Origin of the sequence: Leucobacter chromiireducens (assembly GCF_051993095.1) — a bacterium.
GTDB lineage: Bacteria > Actinomycetota > Actinomycetes > Actinomycetales > Microbacteriaceae > Leucobacter > Leucobacter chromiireducens.
In genome coordinates, this window is record NZ_CP197024.1 from 2,801,763 (window position 1) to 2,817,342 (window position 15,580).

Below are 15,580 nucleotides of genomic sequence, written 5' to 3' on the forward strand. Positions count from 1 at the left end.
ATGGCCGACACATCAGCAATTCCCGCCCCGGTGCGGATCTCGGGCGCCGACCGCGCGCGCGACATCATCGTGAAGTACGGCTTCATCGCCGTGACCGTCATCGCGTTCGTGTTCTTTGCGATCACTGAACCCGCGTTCGCAACAACCAACTCGATGTTCTCGATGCTGAAGTTCGCGTCGGTGACAGCGATCCTCGGCCTCGGCGTCATGTTCAGCATGATCGTTGGCGGCCTCGATCTGTCGATCGGCTCGGTCGCCGGCCTCAGCGTGCAGCTCGCCGCCATGACGATGGTGTTCTACAACCTCACCGCGGGCATGGCCATCACGTTCGTGCTCGTCGCCGGTGTGCTCGTCGGGTTGTTGAACGCATTCCTTATCGTGGTCTGCAAGATTCCCGATCTGCTCGCCACGCTGGGCATGATGTTCGTGATCCAGGGCGCAAAGATGATCCCGGTGTCCGGCCAGTCGGTGTCCTCCGGTATGACGCTCCCCAATGGCACTGCCGCCCCCGGCAAGTTCGATCCCGCGTTCCTGCTGATCGACCGTGGCACCGTCGGCCCGGTTCCCATCCCGGTGATCGTCATGCTCGTGCTCGTCACCGCGTGCTGGTTCATCCTCACGAAGACGTCCTGGGGTCGTATCCTCTACGCAATCGGCGCGAACCCGGAGGCCGCTCGCCTCTCAGGTATTCGCGTGGGCTTCCACCGCGGCGCCGCGTACGTCGTCTCCTCGGTGTTCGCTTCCGTCGCGGGCATCATCCTTGTTGCACGGATCGGTCAGGGCGACGTGAACGCGGGCGCCTCGAGCCTGCTTGAAGCCGTTGCTGTCGCGCTGGTGGGCACCTCCGTACTCGGCCTGAACAAGCCCAACGCGTGGGGCACCCTCCTCGGCGCGGTGCTCGTGGTCATCGTGCTCACCGGCATGACGATGATGGGCTTCGAGTACTACTACCAGGACACCGCCAAGGGCCTCGTCGTGATCATCGCGCTCCTCTTCTCCTTCACCCTGTCACGGAAGAAGGCCCGGTACACGCCGGCCACGTGACCGTGCGGCCGCCCGCCACAGCGCGGGCGGCCGCATTCCCGGTTCAGCTCTTCCCAACGAAAGGCACTCCTTATGTCTCACGAGTACACCTTCCTCGACGCCGACAACATCGCCGAGTACCTGCGGTCGCGTCCCGAGACTCACGACCGCATCGACGCGGATCGCATCGCTTCGATCCGCGAGATCGGCGACGGCAACCTCAACCTCGTCTTCCATATCCTCGATGAGGATGACCGCGGCATCATCCTGAAGCAGGCACTCCCCTACGTCCGTATGACGGGCGCAGGGTGGCCGATGACGCCGGAGCGGGCTGCGCGCGAGGCGGACTCCCTGCAGACGCACCACGCGCTCACGCCCGAGCTCGTGGTCGACGTGATCTTGTACGACCCTGAGCGGTTCATTCTCGCGCTCGAGGATCTCTCGGATCACGCCGTCTGGCGAGACGCACTCAACCGCTCGGAGCGGCACGAGGATGTGGCACGCCGCCTCGGCGAGTACGTGGCCGCGCTCGCGGTAGGCACCTCGATCCTGGGACAGGACCGGCAGCTCGTCGCCCGGCGGATCGCCGAGACGCAGAACCCGGAGCTGTGCACCATCACCGAGGACCTCGTCTTCACCGAGCCGGTATTCGATACGGGCCGCAACGAGGTACTCCCGGAGAACGCCGCGGACGCCGCCGCCCTTGCTGCAGATCCGGCATTCGCCGCGGCGATGGCCGAGGCGAAGTGGCGCTTCATGACCCAGGCTGAGGCGCTGATCCATGGCGACCTGCACACTGGTTCCGTGATGGTGCGCGGTGCAGAGGGCGCCGCCGCCGACTCAGTCAAGGTGTTCGACTCTGAGTTCGCCTTCTACGGACCCATCGCGTTTGATCTGGGGGCGCTGTTCGCAAACTACAGCTTCGCTGCCGCGCGGGCAACCGCGCTCGGCGAACACGAGCGCGCTACGTGGGCCCTGGGTCTTGTCGAAGAGACCTGGAATGCGTTCGCGGCGGAGTTCTCCGCCCGCGCCAAGACCTGGCACGAAGTACAGCTGTTCGACGCAGCATTTGCCGCGCGACGGCTCGATCGCATCCGCCGCGAGGCCATGCTCTTCGCCTCCGCAAAGATGGCGCGCCGCATCGTTGGGGCCGCCAAGGTGCGCGATATCGAGTCGCTTGAGCCGGCACTGCGCGCTCCCGCCGCGCGCTCGGTACTCGCGGCTGCACGTGCTGTCGCAGCTGGCTGGAACGACGCCGCCGAGATCACCGTATTCACCGACCTCGTGGGTGCCGAGATCCTCTCTCGGTAGTCGAATACGCAACAGGCCCGAACGAATTCGTTCGGGCCTGTTGCGTATCTCCGGTTCGTGCTGCGAATCAGCCGAGCTGGGTGATCCGGGCGACGATGTGCTCGTGGAGTTCGGTGACAGAACTCGTGGCGTCCAGCACGAGGAAGCGCTCGGGTTCGGCCGCCGCGAGCGCGAGAAACCCTTCGCGCACCGCCACGTGGAACGCCTCGGCCTCTGACTCGAGACGATCGCTCGCTCCGCCCCGCGCCTGCCGCCGTGCTGCGGCCGCCTCGGTCGGCAGGTCGAGCAGCACCGTGAGCTGTGGCCAGAGCCCGTCAACGGCCCACTCGCTGAGCTGGCGGACTTCGCCGCCGTCGAGCACGCGGCCAGCCCCCTGGTAGGCAAGCGAGGAGTCAATGTATCGATCCTGCACGACCACCGCACCGCGCTCGAGTGCGGGGCGCACCACTGTTGCGACGTGCTGGGCACGGTCTGCAGCGTAGAGGAGCGCCTCGGCGCGCGGATCGACGGCGCCGATCTCGTCGCCCCCGTGCAGCAGGAGCCTACGAATCTCCGCGCCCAGCGGCGTGCCGCCGGGCTCGCGCGTGCGCACGACCTCTCGGCCGCGCGCCACGAACCAGGCCTCCAGCAGTTCCGCCTGAGTGGTCTTTCCCGCCCCGTCACCCCCTTCGAGGGTGACGAACAGTCCGCTCGACTCGGTCACTCGCCCGCTGCCGCTGCGGCTTCGGCCGCCTTCTTCGCGGCATTCGCCTTGCGCGTCTCGGCAGCCTTCTTCGCTGCCGCGGATCGCGCCGGGTCTACCGTCTTCTCGCCACTCTTCGCGGCTGCCTTCTTTGCAGGAGCCTTCTTTGCCGCGGGCTTCTTGGCTGCGGCCTTCTTGGCGGGCGCCTTCTTCTTCGCGGGCCCCTTGGCACGCTTAATCGCAAGCAGCTCGATCGCGCGCTCGAACGTGATGTCCTCGACGCTGTCGCCGCGCGGGATCGTCGCGTTGGTCTCGCCATCGGTCACGTAGGGACCGAAGCGACCGTCGCGCACGCGCACGGGCTTGCCGCTCACGGGATCCGCGTCAAACTCCTTGAGTGCGCTCGACGCCTTGCGAGCACCGTACTTCGGCTGCGCAAAGAGTTCCTGTGCGCCGGCCAGGTCAATCGAGAAGATCGCGTCTTCGCTCGGCAGCGAACGGGTGTCCGTCCCCTTCTTCAGGTAGGCACCGTAGCGGCCGTTCTGAGCGGTGATCTCAGCACCCGACTCGGGGTCGGCCCCCACCACACGGGGCAGGTCAAGGAGCGCGGTAGCCGTCTCAAGGTCGACCGTGGCGGGGTCCATGCTCTTGAACAGCGATGCCGTGCGCGGCTTCTGTCCCTTCGGCAGCTCCTCACCCTCGTCAGGCAGCTCGGTCACGTACGGACCGAAGCGACCGTTCTTCGCGATGATGCGCTTCCCCGTGGTGGGGTGCAGACCCACCACTCGGTCCTCGGCGGGCTCTGCCTCAGCCAGCTCATGCGCCTTCTCAGGAGTGAGCTCGTCGGGAGCGAGTCCATCAGGAATGTTGACCGTGCGGGCCTTGAGCGCACCGTCCTCACCGACCTCACTCTTCTCGTCGAAGACCTCGAGGTAGGGCCCGTACTTGCCGTTACGCAGCGAAATCTCGTCGTCGATGCGGATCGTATTGATCGCGCGCGCGTCGATCTCGCCGAGGTTATCGACCACACCGCGCAGACCGGGGTGTGAGTCCGTGCCGAAGTAGAACTCGCCGAGCCACTTGCTGCGGTCGGTCTCGCCGGCAGCAATGCGGTCGAGGTCGTTTTCCATCTCGGCGGTGAAGTCGTAGTTCACGAGCGCGCTGAAGTGCTCCTCCAACAGTCGTACAACGGAGAAGGCGATCCAGCTCGGAACGAGCGCCTGGCCCTTCTTCGTGACGTAGCCGCGATCCATGATCGTGCTGATGATCGCCGCGTACGTCGACGGACGGCCGATGCCGAGCTCCTCGAGCCGCTTCGTGAGGCTCGCCTCGGTGTAGCGGGGCGGCGGGCTCGTCTCGTGGCCCTTTGCTTCGGGATCAGTCACGGCAAGCTGCTGGCCGGAGCTCAGCTGCGGGAGCGAAACGTTCTGCTCGGTGTCGCCGCGCTTCTCGTCGCGACCCTCCTCGTAGGCCAGCAGGAAGCCGGGGAAGGTGATGACGGTACCGCTCGCGGTGAACTCAACGGTGGTGGGCGCCGAACGGTCGGCCTCCGTCACCTGAGCTTCGAGGGTCACGGTATCGGTGGAGCCCTTGGCGTCGGCCATCTGACTCGCGACCGTGCGCTTCCAGATCAACTCGTAGAGCGCGTGCTCGCCCTGGGTGAGCTTTCCCTTGAGGTCGCTGGGCCGCTGGAACGCGTCGCCGGCGGGGCGGATGGCCTCGTGCGCTTCCTGCGCACCCTTCGCCTTGCCCGTGTACACGCGGGGCTTCTCGGGGAGCGTCTGCGCGCCGTAGAGCTCGGCGGCCTGCGTGCGTGCGGCCTGGATCGCCTGCTTCGAAAGCGTCGGCGAGTCGGTTCGCATATAAGTGATGTAGCCGTTCTCATACAACGACTGCGCGAACGACATGGTCTGGCGCGAGCTGTACCGCAGTTTGCGCGAGGCCTCCTGCTGCAGCGTCGACGTGGTGAACGGTGCTGCGGGACGTCGGGTGTGCGGCTTCGTCTCTACAGAGCGCACACTCGCGGGGGTGTCCGCAGTGATGAGCGCGGCGAGCGCCTCTGCGCGGGCCTGCGCCAGGGGTACTGCCCCGGCCTTGGCGGCCTTCTCCGTGAGTTTGCCGTCGTCGCCGAAGTCGCCGCCGGTAGCAAGACGCTGACCGTCGAGGCGTACGAGGCGTGCGGCGAACGCGGTGCTGTCCGGGGCGTCAGCTGCCGGGTGGAACGTCGCGGTGAGGTCCCAGTACTCGGCCGCGCGGAACGCCTGGCGCTCACGCTCGCGGTCGACCACCAGACGGGTGGCCGCGGACTGGACACGGCCAGCAGAGAGCTTCGGTGCGACCTTGCGCCACAGCACGGGGGAAATGTCGTACCCGTATAGGCGGTCGAGGATGCGACGGGTCTCCTGTGCATCGACCAGCGCAGTGTCGAGGTCGCGGGTGTTCTGCTTAGCCTGCTCGATCGCTTCCTGCGTGATCTCGTGGAAGACCATCCGGCGCACAGGAACCTTGGGCTTGAGGACTTCCAGGAGGTGCCAGGCAATTGCCTCTCCCTCCCGGTCCTCATCGGTTGCGAGCCAGACTTCGTCGGCTCCCTTCAGAGCTCGCTTGAGCTCGGAGACCGTCTTTTTCTTGTTGTCGTTCACGACGTAGTACGGCGCGAAATCGTTCTCAACGTCAACGGCGAACTTCCCGAACGGGCCCTTCTTGAGCTCGGCGGGGAGCTCGGACGGTTCGGCGAGGTCGCGGACATGCCCGACGGACGCGATGACCTCATAGTCGTCGCCCAGATAGCCACCAATCGTCTTCGCCTTGGTCGGCGACTCGACGATCACAAGTTTCTTCGTACCCGCCACGGGGTCTCCTTCATTGCTTCGAGTTCAGGACGGACGGAACCGCCACTGCCACTCAGGGTTCTGCTTCGAAACGATACACAGGATTACCCGTGAACCCGGCATCGATCGAGGCAGTGTGTCTCCTCTCTATTATGGGGCCACACTTTTTGCAGCGTTCTCGGCCTCCGTTTTGCCTCGATCATTACGGCGCTCCCAGGAGCTCAAACGGATTGATGTCCGGGTAGGCGTTGCGCTGTGTGGATGCGATCGTGAAGTGGCTGTGCGGGCCCGACGTGCAGCCGCTCATTCCCGCCCGGGCGACGGGCTGACCCGCTCGAACTGGCGTGCCCGCCGCGATGCCGAGTGCGGCGGCGGACCCGGGCGCGATGTGGTTATGGGAGCTGAATCGCGGTTGGCCACCATCATCGTGCCGGATGATGACCGCGTGGTTTGGCCCCCTCCACCACTCTGGCCGAGCCTGGCACGCCGCGGGCACAGGCCCTTCGTCTGCTCCGGCCCACACGACAATGCCACTGCGTGGGGCCAGGAGCGCACCGCCGGCGGGCACGTCGAGATCGATCGCGAATCCGTCATGCAGCCCCTGTGTGATGCCCCGCCCGACTGCTGGCCAAACCCAGCCGCCGGTTTCGCCAACGGTGTCCGGGCCTGGGGGCGCCGCACGGGCCCTGCCGGTGACCGCGCCGAGGCGAGCACTCAACTCAATCTCGACCCGCGCTTCTCCGCGTGCCGGATCGACCTCGCAGCGAGAGGCGCGTGCCCCCTGCGCGTCCGCGACCACGTCCGCCAGTTCGCACGGTGCCGCATCCACCCACCCGCTCGCCGCATCGGCTGCGGCGAGCGCTGCGGCATCGGCGATTGCAGAGGCGCGCTGCTGCGCCTCCAGGTGGCTCGCAGCCGCAAGTACCGGGAGTCCCAGGCAGAGCGCTGCAACCGCGCAGGCGAACGCGGCGGGGGCGCTCATCGCTCGTCCCCGAGCCTCGCAGCGCACGACTCCGCACGCACACTCACCGCGCGGAGGAGCCCACCTGCCGGGGCTGAGCTCAGTGCGACGCAGTGCAGCACGCCGCGCTCTTCCCGCGCGACATCCACCCCGCGCGCGAGCAATTTCTCGATACCGCCCGCCGCGGCAGTGTCGCCCCGTGCCTCGGCACGGGCGAGTTCGCCGGCTTGCGCGACGAGACTGATGCGGTGGGCGGAGACCACGGTGCCGCCGATGACGAGCCCGAGCACCGCAATCACCACAGGCAGCACGATCGCAAACTCGGCGGTGGCTGCTCCGCGGTCCTCGCGGAGCAGCCTGCCACACAAACTATTCGCTGGAGCCGAGCGCATTCTCGACGAGCTCCACCAGCATGCCGCGAATCTCCGCGGATTGCATGATCGCGACAAGCAACCCTGCGAACGCGACCGCCGCGAGAATGACGATCGCGTATTCCGCGGTCACGGCCCCGTGTTCCTCCCGCATGAAGCGGCGCAAGCGACCTGCGGCACGTTCGCCGGCTTGCGGGTGAGCACCCGTGTCTGTTGCAGACTGCACCACGGGTTTGGGGCCAGCGGGGCGTGCAGCGGTGTCCGGCGAACTGCCTCCGCGTTCGTTTTGGCTCGGCAGATACGCGAGGGGGCGCCGCGCTTCGCGGTCTCCCTGCGCGGGGTGCGCCCTGAATGCGCTCGCACGCGCTGCAGCGTCCGAGCGCGCGTGCCGCTGACGCGGTGAGTCGACACGTGCTCCGGCACCTCGGCCGAGAGCTGGTCGCGCGGGCGCACCTGCGGCGCGGGCGGGGATGAGTTGGAATCGGGTATCCATGAGGGTCCTTTCTCACGCACGGCCCGGCGCGTGCCGGTGTCTCAATCCTCCGCGCCGCGGTCCCCGAGGGGCAGCCTGTGCGGAGTTCTGTGGACGAAAGCCGGACGCTTCTCAGCCGCTCTCGAACTGTGGGCGGGGGTCCGCCGGCCTTCTGTTCAGAGTCCCCGCAGCATGGCCAGGATGACCGGGGCGACTCCCACAGCGATGAACGCTGGGAGCACGCAGATGCCGAGCGGCAGCAGGATCTGCACGCCGAACCGCTCAGCCTCTCGCTCGAGCTCTGCGGCAGCACGCACCCGCGCCGCCCGTGCCTCGGCAAGCAGGAGCGGGCGCAGCGCAGCACCGGTTCCGACCGCTGTCTCAACGACGGTGTCGAGCAGCTCGCCCCGGCAGAGCCGCCACAGCGGAACCCACTCCGCTCCCGCACCGTCGACGGCATCGGCGGTGCGGAGCCGAGCCAACGCCGGCGCCGCACCGCCGCCGAGCGCCACCCACATGAGCTCGCACTCGAGCCCTGTCACGGTGTCGCTGCGTTCAACACGACGCTGGAGCGCCCGGGTCCACGCGACGCCAACGCCGAGCAGTGCCGCGCCTCCGAGGAGCAGGAAGACGCCCGGCCCGGTCATCAGGATCGGGATCGGATTGAACCCCAGGACCGCGCCGAGCCCAAAGGCCAGCGCAGGGAGCACGAGCACGAGGCGCACCGTCGCGCGCGGGCCGGCGTGGAGTACCGCTCGCCGCTCTGCCAGCCGTTCGAGCTCGCGGCAGGCCGCTGAGATTCGTTCGAGCACGGGGGCGAGCGGCGCACCGCTCTGTTCGCCCAGCAGCCAAGCCGCTGCCAGCACTCGCCACGGAGCCTGCGGTTGAGCTGCAAGCGCCGCAGCGACATCGCGACCGCCATCAATCTCACGCGCCACCGCCGCCGCGGCACGCGAGACTCGGGAGGAACTCGCACCCGCCTGCTCCGCAGGCTCTCGAGCGTCGCGGGCTGTGACACTCGCCCGGTGCGGGGCTTCAGTTGCGAGCGTGTGCCAGATTTCCCCAGCGGCGACGCCCCCGCGCAGGAGTGCTGCTGCGCGAGAGCTGAGCGCGGCGATTTCACCCGCACCCGCACCCGCACCCGGATCACGCCGCACGGCGCCCCCGCTCACGCCGCCCCTCAAGCTCAACAATTTCCAGGGTGCCGCCTCTGCCAAGTGACAAGCCGGCCAGCGCGGCGACCCGCGGCACACCCCGATCCCGAACGAGATGGACCACCAGGTCGATCGCGGCGACGGCCTGCCGCGCCAACGCGTCGGCGGACAGGCCAGCGAGCGCGCCGAGGGCCTCCAGCCGCGCGGGTACCTCGTGGATCTTGCTCGCGTGCAATGTGCCCGCGCCCCCGTCATGGCCGGTGTTCAGCGCCGCAAGCAGTGTGGCGAGTTCAGCCCCGCGGCACTCACCGAGCACGATCCGGTCCGGGCGCATCCGCAGCGCCTCACGGAGTAGCTCATCGAGGCTGATGCGGCCCACGCCCTCCGCGCTGTCTGGGCGCGACTCCAGTGCCACGACGTGGGGGTGGCGCAGGCGCAGTTCGGCCAGATCCTCAATCGTGATGATGCGCTCTCGCGGATGCGCTAGGTCGAGGAGAGCCGCGAGAACGGTGGTCTTCCCGCTCCCCGTTGCCCCGGTGAGGAGTATGTTCTGCCGTTCGCACACTGCACGACGCAGCACCGCGTCCGTCGCGACGCCGCAGAGGCCCGCACCGACAAGCTCCGGGTAGCTCAGCGGGCCGATGGTGGGCACACGGATCGATACCGCCGCGCCGGCCACGGCAACGGGTGGAATCACTGCGTGCACGCGGATTCCGTCGCCCATGCGCACATCCGCGGACGGGCGCAGCTCATCGAGGTGCCGGCCGCCCGCAGCGATGAGGGCGGTCGCGAGTTGGTGCACGGCCGCGGGGCGGGCTTGCCAGCCTGGTACAGCGCGTGGCCCCGAGCCCTCATCGAGCCAGAGCCTCGCGACTCCGCCAGCAACCTGCACCAGGAGATCGCGAAGCGCTGGGCGGTCGAGGAGCGGCAGCAGCCCGCCCAGCGCGCGACGCGCCGACAACGGAAGTCGCTCGGTCCGCGGACCACGCGGCGCGTCTGGCGCGAGCAGCGGCGTCGCCACCGCGTTTGGCGGACGCTCGGGCGAGGGCGAAGCACGCGGCGCACTCGGGCCGAAAATCCAAGCGGGAGCGGGGGAACGAGTCATCTCAGCAGTCAAGCCTCAGCCGGCACGAGTGCCCGGAACGCGATCCAAATGTGGACAAATCCGCTGATCCGGCTCCCTCCTTCCGGATGTGGGCGGGTCTCGATCCGGGGTATAACCTGAGGGAGCATTCAGCGTCCCCTGCGTGCGTGCACCGCACGGGACGGCTTCACTTTCGACACGGATAAGGGCGTCCATGACTGATCAGCACGGCACTATCGAGAGCCACCCCCTGCAGAATGCCGATGGCACCGAAACGTTCCCGCCGAGCCCCGAGTTCGCGGCCCAGGCCAACCTCTCCGACTCCTCGGTCTACTGGCGCGCAGCGCAGGACCCTGAGGCGTACTGGGCCGAACAGGCCGAACAACTCCGCTGGACCAAGCCGTTCACGGAGATCCTCGACTGGACCAACCCGCCCTTCGCGAAGTGGTTTGCGGACGGCGAGCTGAACGTCGCGGAGAACTGCCTCGACCGCCACGTTGCGGCGGGCCTCGGCGACCGGATCGCGATTCACTTCGAGGGCGAGCCCGGCGACACCCGGAGCCTCAGCTACGCCGAACTCACCCACGAGGTCAAACGCGCAGCGAACATGCTCACGAGCCTCGGCGTTGAGGCGGGCGATCGCGTTGCGATTTACATGCCCATGATCCCCGAGACCATCATCGCGATGCTCGCGGTCGTGCGTCTCGGCGCGGCGCACTCCGTGGTGTTCGGCGGCTTCAGCGCCGACAGCCTGCGTGCCCGCATCGACGATGCCGAGGCCGAGCTCGTCATTACCGCTGACGGCGGATATCGCAAGGGCCGCGTCTCCGCGCTCAAGCCCACCGTCGACGATGCACTCGCGCTCCACGGCGGCGGCAGCACCGCAAAGAAGGTGCTCGTGGTGCAGCGCACGAAGAACGACGTCGTGATGGAGCCCGGCCGCGACCTGTGGTGGCACGAGGAGATCACCGCGTTCGACGGCGAGCACACCCCGCAGGGCTTCCCCGCGGAGAACCCGCTGTTCATCCTGTACACCTCGGGCACAACGGGGAAGCCCAAGGGCATCCTCCACACCTCGGGCGGCTACCTCACGCAGGCAAGCACCACGCACCGCAACGTGTTCGATCTGAAGCCGGAAACCGACGTGTACTGGTGCACGGCCGACATCGGCTGGATCACCGGGCACAGCTACGTGGTCTACGGCCCCCTCGCGAACGGCGCGACGCAGGTCATCTACGAGGGCACCCCCGAGACGCCCGACTGGGGTCGCTGGTGGTCGATCATCCAGAAGTACGGCGTGACGATCTTCTACACGGCACCGACTGCGATCCGCGCCTGCATGAAGGTGGGCCGCCAGGTTCCCGAGCAGTATGACCTTTCGAGCATTCGCCTGCTCGGCTCGGTCGGCGAACCGATCAACCCCGAGGCATGGCGCTGGTACCACGAGGTCATTGGCGCAGGGAAAGCTCCCATCGTCGATACCTGGTGGCAGACGGAGACGGGCGCGCTGATGATCTCACCGCTGCCCGGCATCACGAGCCTGAAGCCCGGCAGCGCACAGACACCGCTCCCCGGAATCTCGGCCGCCGTACTCAACGAGGCGGGCGAGCCCGTCAAGAACGGACAGGGTGGGCTGCTCGTCATCCGCCGCCCCTGGCCGTCAATGGTGCGCGGCATCTGGGGCGATCCCCAGCGGTTCGTCGACACGTACTGGTCGAAGTTCGACAACCAGTACTTTGCCGGCGACGGCGCCCGGCTCGACGAGGACGGCGACATCTGGCTGCTCGGCCGAGTCGACGATGTGATGAACGTCTCGGGGCACCGCCTCTCCACCGCGGAGATCGAGTCTGCACTCGTCGAGCATCACGCCGTCGCCGAGTCGGCGGTCGTGGGCGCGGACGATGAGACCACCGGCCAGGCCGTCGTGGCGTTCGTCATCCTCAAGTCGCAGCAGACCCTGCTCGCCGCGGAGGACGCAGAGGTCGAACTCAAGAAGCATGTCGCCGCGCAGATCGGCGCAATCGCGCGGCCCCGCCAGGTGTTCATCGTGAACGAGCTGCCGAAGACGCGCTCGGGCAAGATCATGCGCCGCCTGCTCAAAGACGCCGCCGAGGGCCGTGAGGTGGGCGACACCACAACGCTCGCCGACACGGCAGTGATGCAGACCATCTCCGCCCGCGTCCGCGAGGAGCGCGCCGCGAAGTAGTACTCAAGCGTGGGAAAACAGAAATCTCGGAGCCATTCCTAGGATTGGCTCCGAGATTTCTGTTTTCTCCGTGCGCGGGAGAGTGCGAGCAGGTTAGTCCTCGATCTTGAAGACGAACTCGATCTCAACGGGGGCGTCGAGCGGCAGTACGGCAACGCCGACGGCTGAGCGAACGTGGATGCCCAGGTCACCGAAGACGCGGCCTAGGAACACGGAGGCGCCGTTGGCGACGCTCGGCTGGCCCGTAAACGCGGGATCCGACGCGACGAATGCCGTTACCTTGACGACCTGCGAGATGCGATCAAGCGAGCCCACGACACCGCGCACCGCTGCGAGTGCGTTCAGCGCGCAGAGCTGCGCGAGCTCCTCCGCACGCTCGGGCGATACGAGGCCCTCGCCCACTCCGACCTTGCCGGTCTCGGGCAGCTTGCCATCAACGAAGGGCAGCTGACCGGCGGTGTACACGTAGTTGCCGTCGCGCAGCGCGGGCACGTACGCGGCGACCGCGGCGGCCACCTCGGGGATCTCGAAGCCGAGCTCGCTCAGGCGGTCTTCAATTACTGACGACATGGATTAGGCCTTCTTCCTCTTCAGATACGCGACGTTCCCGCCGGCCGGTCCCTCAATGATCTGGACGAGTTCCCAGCCCTGCCCACCCCAGTTGTTGAGGATCTGGGCCTCATTGTGCAGGAGCAGGGGCGTCACGAAGTACTCCCACTGCGTCGTTTCGGTCACTTCACTCACGTTCGGATCTCCCTCAGAAAGCGGCCGGATCGGGTCCGGATCGGTCGTGCGCGCGCAGCTCAAGATCACCACGGCGTTCGCGGATTTTCAGCTACGTCGCATACGCTTACATCTTATGACCCGACAGACACCCCAGTCCTCGCGCGTGCGCTCAATGAAGCCGCGCAGTGCGGGCGGAGCCCTCGGAGGCATTCTCGGCGCAGTCGCGATGAGCGCGATCGCGGGAGTGCTCGTCACCGCAGCAGTTACGCCCGTCGTCGCCTTGAGCGGCACCGCGGCGAACTCCGCGATCGAGATTTTCGACAATCTCCCGGCACACTTGGATCCGGGCCGCCTCGCGGAGCCGTCAACGATCCTGGCAAAGGATGCGGCCGGCAATGACCACAAGCTCGCTGAGTTCTACGATCAGGATCGCGAGACGGTCGCGTGGGATCAGGTCTCACAGTTCGTGAAGGATGCCGCGGTGGCCGAGGAGGATCCGCGCTTCTACACGCACGGCGGCGTCGACGTGCTCGCCACGGGCCGTGCCGTGCTGCAGAACGCAGCGGGCCAGAACCTCTCAGGCGCATCGACCATCACGATGCAGTATGTCCGCAACGTCCTCATTCAGGAGGCGCTCGCGATTCCTGACAAGGCAGAGCAGGATGCCGCCTACGAAGAGGCGATGAAGCAGGACATGGATCGCAAGCTCAAAGAGATGAAGTACGCGATCAGCATCGAGAAGAAGTTCCCGAAGGACGAGATTCTGCTCGGGTACCTCAACATTGCGCTGTTCGGCCGCACGATCTACGGCATCGAGTCGGCCGCGCACTACTACTACGGCACCTCGGCGAAGGATGTCACCCTCGCACAGGCTGCAAGCCTCGTCGCGATCGTGAACAACCCCGGCCACCTGCAGATCGACGTGCCCGAGAACATTCCCGCGAACAAGGAGCGGCGCGACAAGATTCTCGGCAGCATGCTGAAGCATGGCAAGATCACGCAGGCACAGTACGACGAGGCTGTGGCCACCGAGGTCGAGCCGAAGATCACGCCGCGCGTTGCCGGCTGTGTCGTCGCTGAGCAGAACTACGGCCTCGGTCACTTCTGCGACTACGTGCAGCGCTACATCAAGCAGGATCCGAACTTTGGCGATTCGCCCGCAGAGCGCGAGTTCAACTTCAGCCGCGGCGGGTACCAGATCTACACGACGATCGACCTCGACATGCAGCGCGCCGGCGTCGACGCGACACACGCGACCGTGCCCGCTCAGATGGATGGCATCAATGTAGGTTCGGCCTCGAGCAGCGTTGAGGTGAACACGGGCCGTGTGCTCTCGATGGTGCAGAACCGTCCGTTCAGCAACGACCCGAACGTGCTGGACAACAACAAGGACTACACGGCGATCAACTACAACACCGACTATGAGTACGGTGGCTCGAGCGGGTTCCAGGTCGGCTCGACCTTCAAGCCCGTGACGCTCGCGCAGTGGATCCAGACCGGGCACTCGGTGCGCGACATCGTGAACGTGAACGCGCGCACGGTGGACGAGTCGTCGATCCAGGCCTCCTGTATGCCCGACGGCGTGTATGGCTTCGGCTCGTTCACCTTCCAGAACGACAACAACCTCACGCGCGGCAACCAGACCGTGCTCACCGCGATCGCGCAGTCGGTGAACGGCGGCCTCGTGTCGATGCAGCAGAAGATGGATCTCTGCGGCACCTTCGAGACCGCGAAGAAGCTCGGTCTGCACCGCGCAGCACCGCAGACGAACAAGGATCTGCCGACATACGACACCACCGAGCTCAGCATGGTGCCGTCAAATGTCTACGGCGGTATCGACGAGATGGCGCCCATCACGATGGCCGCGGCCTACGGTGCGTTCGCCGGTAACGGCACCGTCTGCACGCCCGTGCCGATCGACTCGATCGTTGGGCCCGACGGCGAGCAGGTACCGTTCACGAAGAGCAAGTGCACCGAGGCGCTCTCCCCCGAGGTCGCCGCGGGTGTCGCGTACGCACTGCAGTACACAGTGGAGAACGGGCTCGCGAAGCACGCCCGTTCTGAGTACGGGGTTCCGCACCTCGCGAAGACCGGCACGACCGATGACATCGTCGACAACTGGACGGTGGGCGGCAGCAGCAAGGTCACCACGGCGACCTGGGTGGGTAACGCCGGGCCGATTCAGCTGGGCGACGGCACCTGGACGCGCGTGTCCACGCAGCCGTTTGGCAACCTCATGTACGCAGACCAGTACATCTTCCCGCAGATCATGAATGCGGCGGATGCCCGCTACGGCGGCGATCCCTTCCCCGAGCCCTCGGCCACCGCGATCCAGCAGACGATGGTGCAGGTGCCCGACGTGAAGGGCAAGTCCTTCGACGAGGCCGTTGGCATGCTGACCCAGCTCGGCTTCAACGTGGCAGACGGCGGCGAGGTCGATTCCTCGGTGGGCAAGGGCCTTGCGGCCTCCTCGAGCCCCGCGGCAGGCGAGCAGGTGGGCCTCGGCTCCGGCGTGACCGTCTACCGCAGCAACGGCGAAGCGGCGAAGGTGCCGGGCGACCTCGGCGGCAAGAGCGGCGACGACGCAAAGTCTGCGCTCTCGAGCGCCGGCTTCGGCAACGTCGACTTCACCTGTGAGGACGGCGGCAAGCCAGACCCGAAGAAGGACAAGGTCGTCTCGGTGAGCCCGGACGGTGGCTCGGATGCCAAGACGAGCGGCAAGGTCACGCTGACCCTGTCCTGCAAGGCAAAGAACTAGC

Annotated in this window: 13 protein-coding genes; 4 read left to right on the forward strand and 9 right to left on the reverse strand. The window is 67.0% G+C overall.

Going from position 1 to position 15,580, the window contains the following annotated elements:
- Both ACR81A_RS12695 and mtnK read left to right on the forward strand, forming a co-directional pair.
- Nucleotides 1-1,044, forward strand: a complete 1,044-nt coding sequence (locus tag ACR81A_RS12695) for an ABC transporter permease (protein WP_202380776.1) — start codon at nt 1-3, stop codon at nt 1,042-1,044.
- Between the two features lie 72 nt (nt 1,045-1,116).
- A complete protein-coding gene (gene mtnK / locus ACR81A_RS12700) occupies nt 1,117-2,334 on the forward strand; it encodes an S-methyl-5-thioribose kinase (RefSeq protein WP_440312009.1) in 1,218 nt (405 codons plus the stop codon).
- A 67-nt stretch (nt 2,335-2,401) separates the two neighbouring features.
- Here mtnK and tmk read toward each other — a convergent pair whose 3' ends face one another.
- From tmk to ACR81A_RS12735, 7 genes are all read right to left on the reverse strand, one after another.
- Nucleotides 2,402-3,037, reverse strand: a complete 636-nt coding sequence (gene tmk / locus ACR81A_RS12705; RefSeq protein WP_440312010.1) for a dTMP kinase — start codon at nt 3,035-3,037, stop codon at nt 2,402-2,404.
- Nucleotides 3,034-5,868 (reverse strand): type I DNA topoisomerase, encoded by a 2,835-nt coding sequence (gene topA, locus ACR81A_RS12710; RefSeq protein ID WP_440312011.1) that lies wholly within the window; start codon nt 5,866-5,868, stop codon nt 3,034-3,036. The genes tmk and topA overlap by 4 nt, the downstream gene beginning before the upstream one ends.
- Nucleotides 5,869-6,049: 181 nt before the next feature.
- Complete coding sequence (locus tag ACR81A_RS12715) at nt 6,050-6,829, reverse strand: M23 family metallopeptidase (protein WP_440312012.1); 780 nt, start codon at nt 6,827-6,829, stop codon at nt 6,050-6,052.
- Complete coding sequence (locus ACR81A_RS12720; RefSeq protein WP_440312013.1) at nt 6,826-7,200, reverse strand: TadE/TadG family type IV pilus assembly protein; 375 nt, start codon at nt 7,198-7,200, stop codon at nt 6,826-6,828. The genes ACR81A_RS12715 and ACR81A_RS12720 overlap by 4 nt, the downstream gene beginning before the upstream one ends.
- Nucleotides 7,178-7,312: a DUF4244 domain-containing protein gene (locus ACR81A_RS12725; protein WP_337248871.1), complete on the reverse strand. Its 135-nt coding sequence runs from the start codon at nt 7,310-7,312 to the stop codon at nt 7,178-7,180. Before ACR81A_RS12725 ends, ACR81A_RS12720 begins: the two co-directional genes overlap by 23 nt.
- A 515-nt stretch (nt 7,313-7,827) precedes the next feature.
- Nucleotides 7,828-8,823 (reverse strand): type II secretion system F family protein, encoded by a 996-nt coding sequence (locus tag ACR81A_RS12730; RefSeq protein ID WP_440312014.1) that lies wholly within the window; start codon nt 8,821-8,823, stop codon nt 7,828-7,830.
- Nucleotides 8,798-9,910 (reverse strand): CpaF family protein, encoded by a 1,113-nt coding sequence (locus ACR81A_RS12735; RefSeq protein ID WP_440312015.1) that lies wholly within the window; start codon nt 9,908-9,910, stop codon nt 8,798-8,800. The genes ACR81A_RS12730 and ACR81A_RS12735 overlap by 26 nt, the downstream gene beginning before the upstream one ends.
- Before the next feature lie 193 nt (nt 9,911-10,103).
- On the opposite strand from ACR81A_RS12735, the gene acs reads away from it, so the two are divergent.
- Nucleotides 10,104-12,095, forward strand: a complete 1,992-nt coding sequence (gene acs / locus ACR81A_RS12740; RefSeq protein ID WP_440312016.1) for an acetate--CoA ligase — start codon at nt 10,104-10,106, stop codon at nt 12,093-12,095.
- A gap of 93 nt (nt 12,096-12,188) precedes the next feature.
- Here the strand turns inward: acs and ACR81A_RS12745 are convergent, their stop codons facing one another.
- Together ACR81A_RS12745 and ACR81A_RS12750 are read right to left on the reverse strand one after the other, a co-directional pair.
- On the reverse strand, nt 12,189-12,665 hold the full coding sequence (locus ACR81A_RS12745; RefSeq protein ID WP_202380766.1) for a RidA family protein: 477 nt from the start codon (nt 12,663-12,665) through the stop codon (nt 12,189-12,191).
- A 3-nt stretch (nt 12,666-12,668) separates the two neighbouring features.
- On the reverse strand, nt 12,669-12,839 hold the full coding sequence (locus ACR81A_RS12750; protein ID WP_202380765.1) for a DUF4177 domain-containing protein: 171 nt from the start codon (nt 12,837-12,839) through the stop codon (nt 12,669-12,671).
- A gap of 115 nt (nt 12,840-12,954) precedes the next feature.
- Between ACR81A_RS12750 and ACR81A_RS12755 the strand changes: the two genes are divergently transcribed.
- Nucleotides 12,955-15,579: a transglycosylase domain-containing protein gene (locus tag ACR81A_RS12755; RefSeq protein WP_440312017.1), complete on the forward strand. Its 2,625-nt coding sequence runs from the start codon at nt 12,955-12,957 to the stop codon at nt 15,577-15,579.
- Nucleotide 15,580 lies beyond the last annotated feature (1 nt).

Coding starts and splice junctions, on each gene's coding strand:
- ACR81A_RS12695 (WP_202380776.1), top strand. CDS start 1: ATGGCCGACACATCAGCAATTCCCGCCCCGGTGCGGATCTCGGGCGCC.
- mtnK (WP_440312009.1), top strand. CDS start 1,117: ATGTCTCACGAGTACACCTTCCTCGACGCCGACAACATCGCCGAGTAC.
- ACR81A_RS12715 (WP_440312012.1), bottom strand. CDS start 6,829: ATGAGCGCCCCCGCCGCGTTCGCCTGCGCGGTTGCAGCGCTCTGCCTG.
- ACR81A_RS12720 (WP_440312013.1), bottom strand. CDS start 7,200: ATGCGCTCGGCTCCAGCGAATAGTTTGTGTGGCAGGCTGCTCCGCGAG.
- ACR81A_RS12735 (WP_440312015.1), bottom strand. CDS start 9,910: ATGACTCGTTCCCCCGCTCCCGCTTGGATTTTCGGCCCGAGTGCGCCG.
- acs (WP_440312016.1), top strand. CDS start 10,104: ATGACTGATCAGCACGGCACTATCGAGAGCCACCCCCTGCAGAATGCC.
- ACR81A_RS12745 (WP_202380766.1), bottom strand. CDS start 12,665: ATGTCGTCAGTAATTGAAGACCGCCTGAGCGAGCTCGGCTTCGAGATC.
- ACR81A_RS12755 (WP_440312017.1), top strand. CDS start 12,955: ATGACCCGACAGACACCCCAGTCCTCGCGCGTGCGCTCAATGAAGCCG.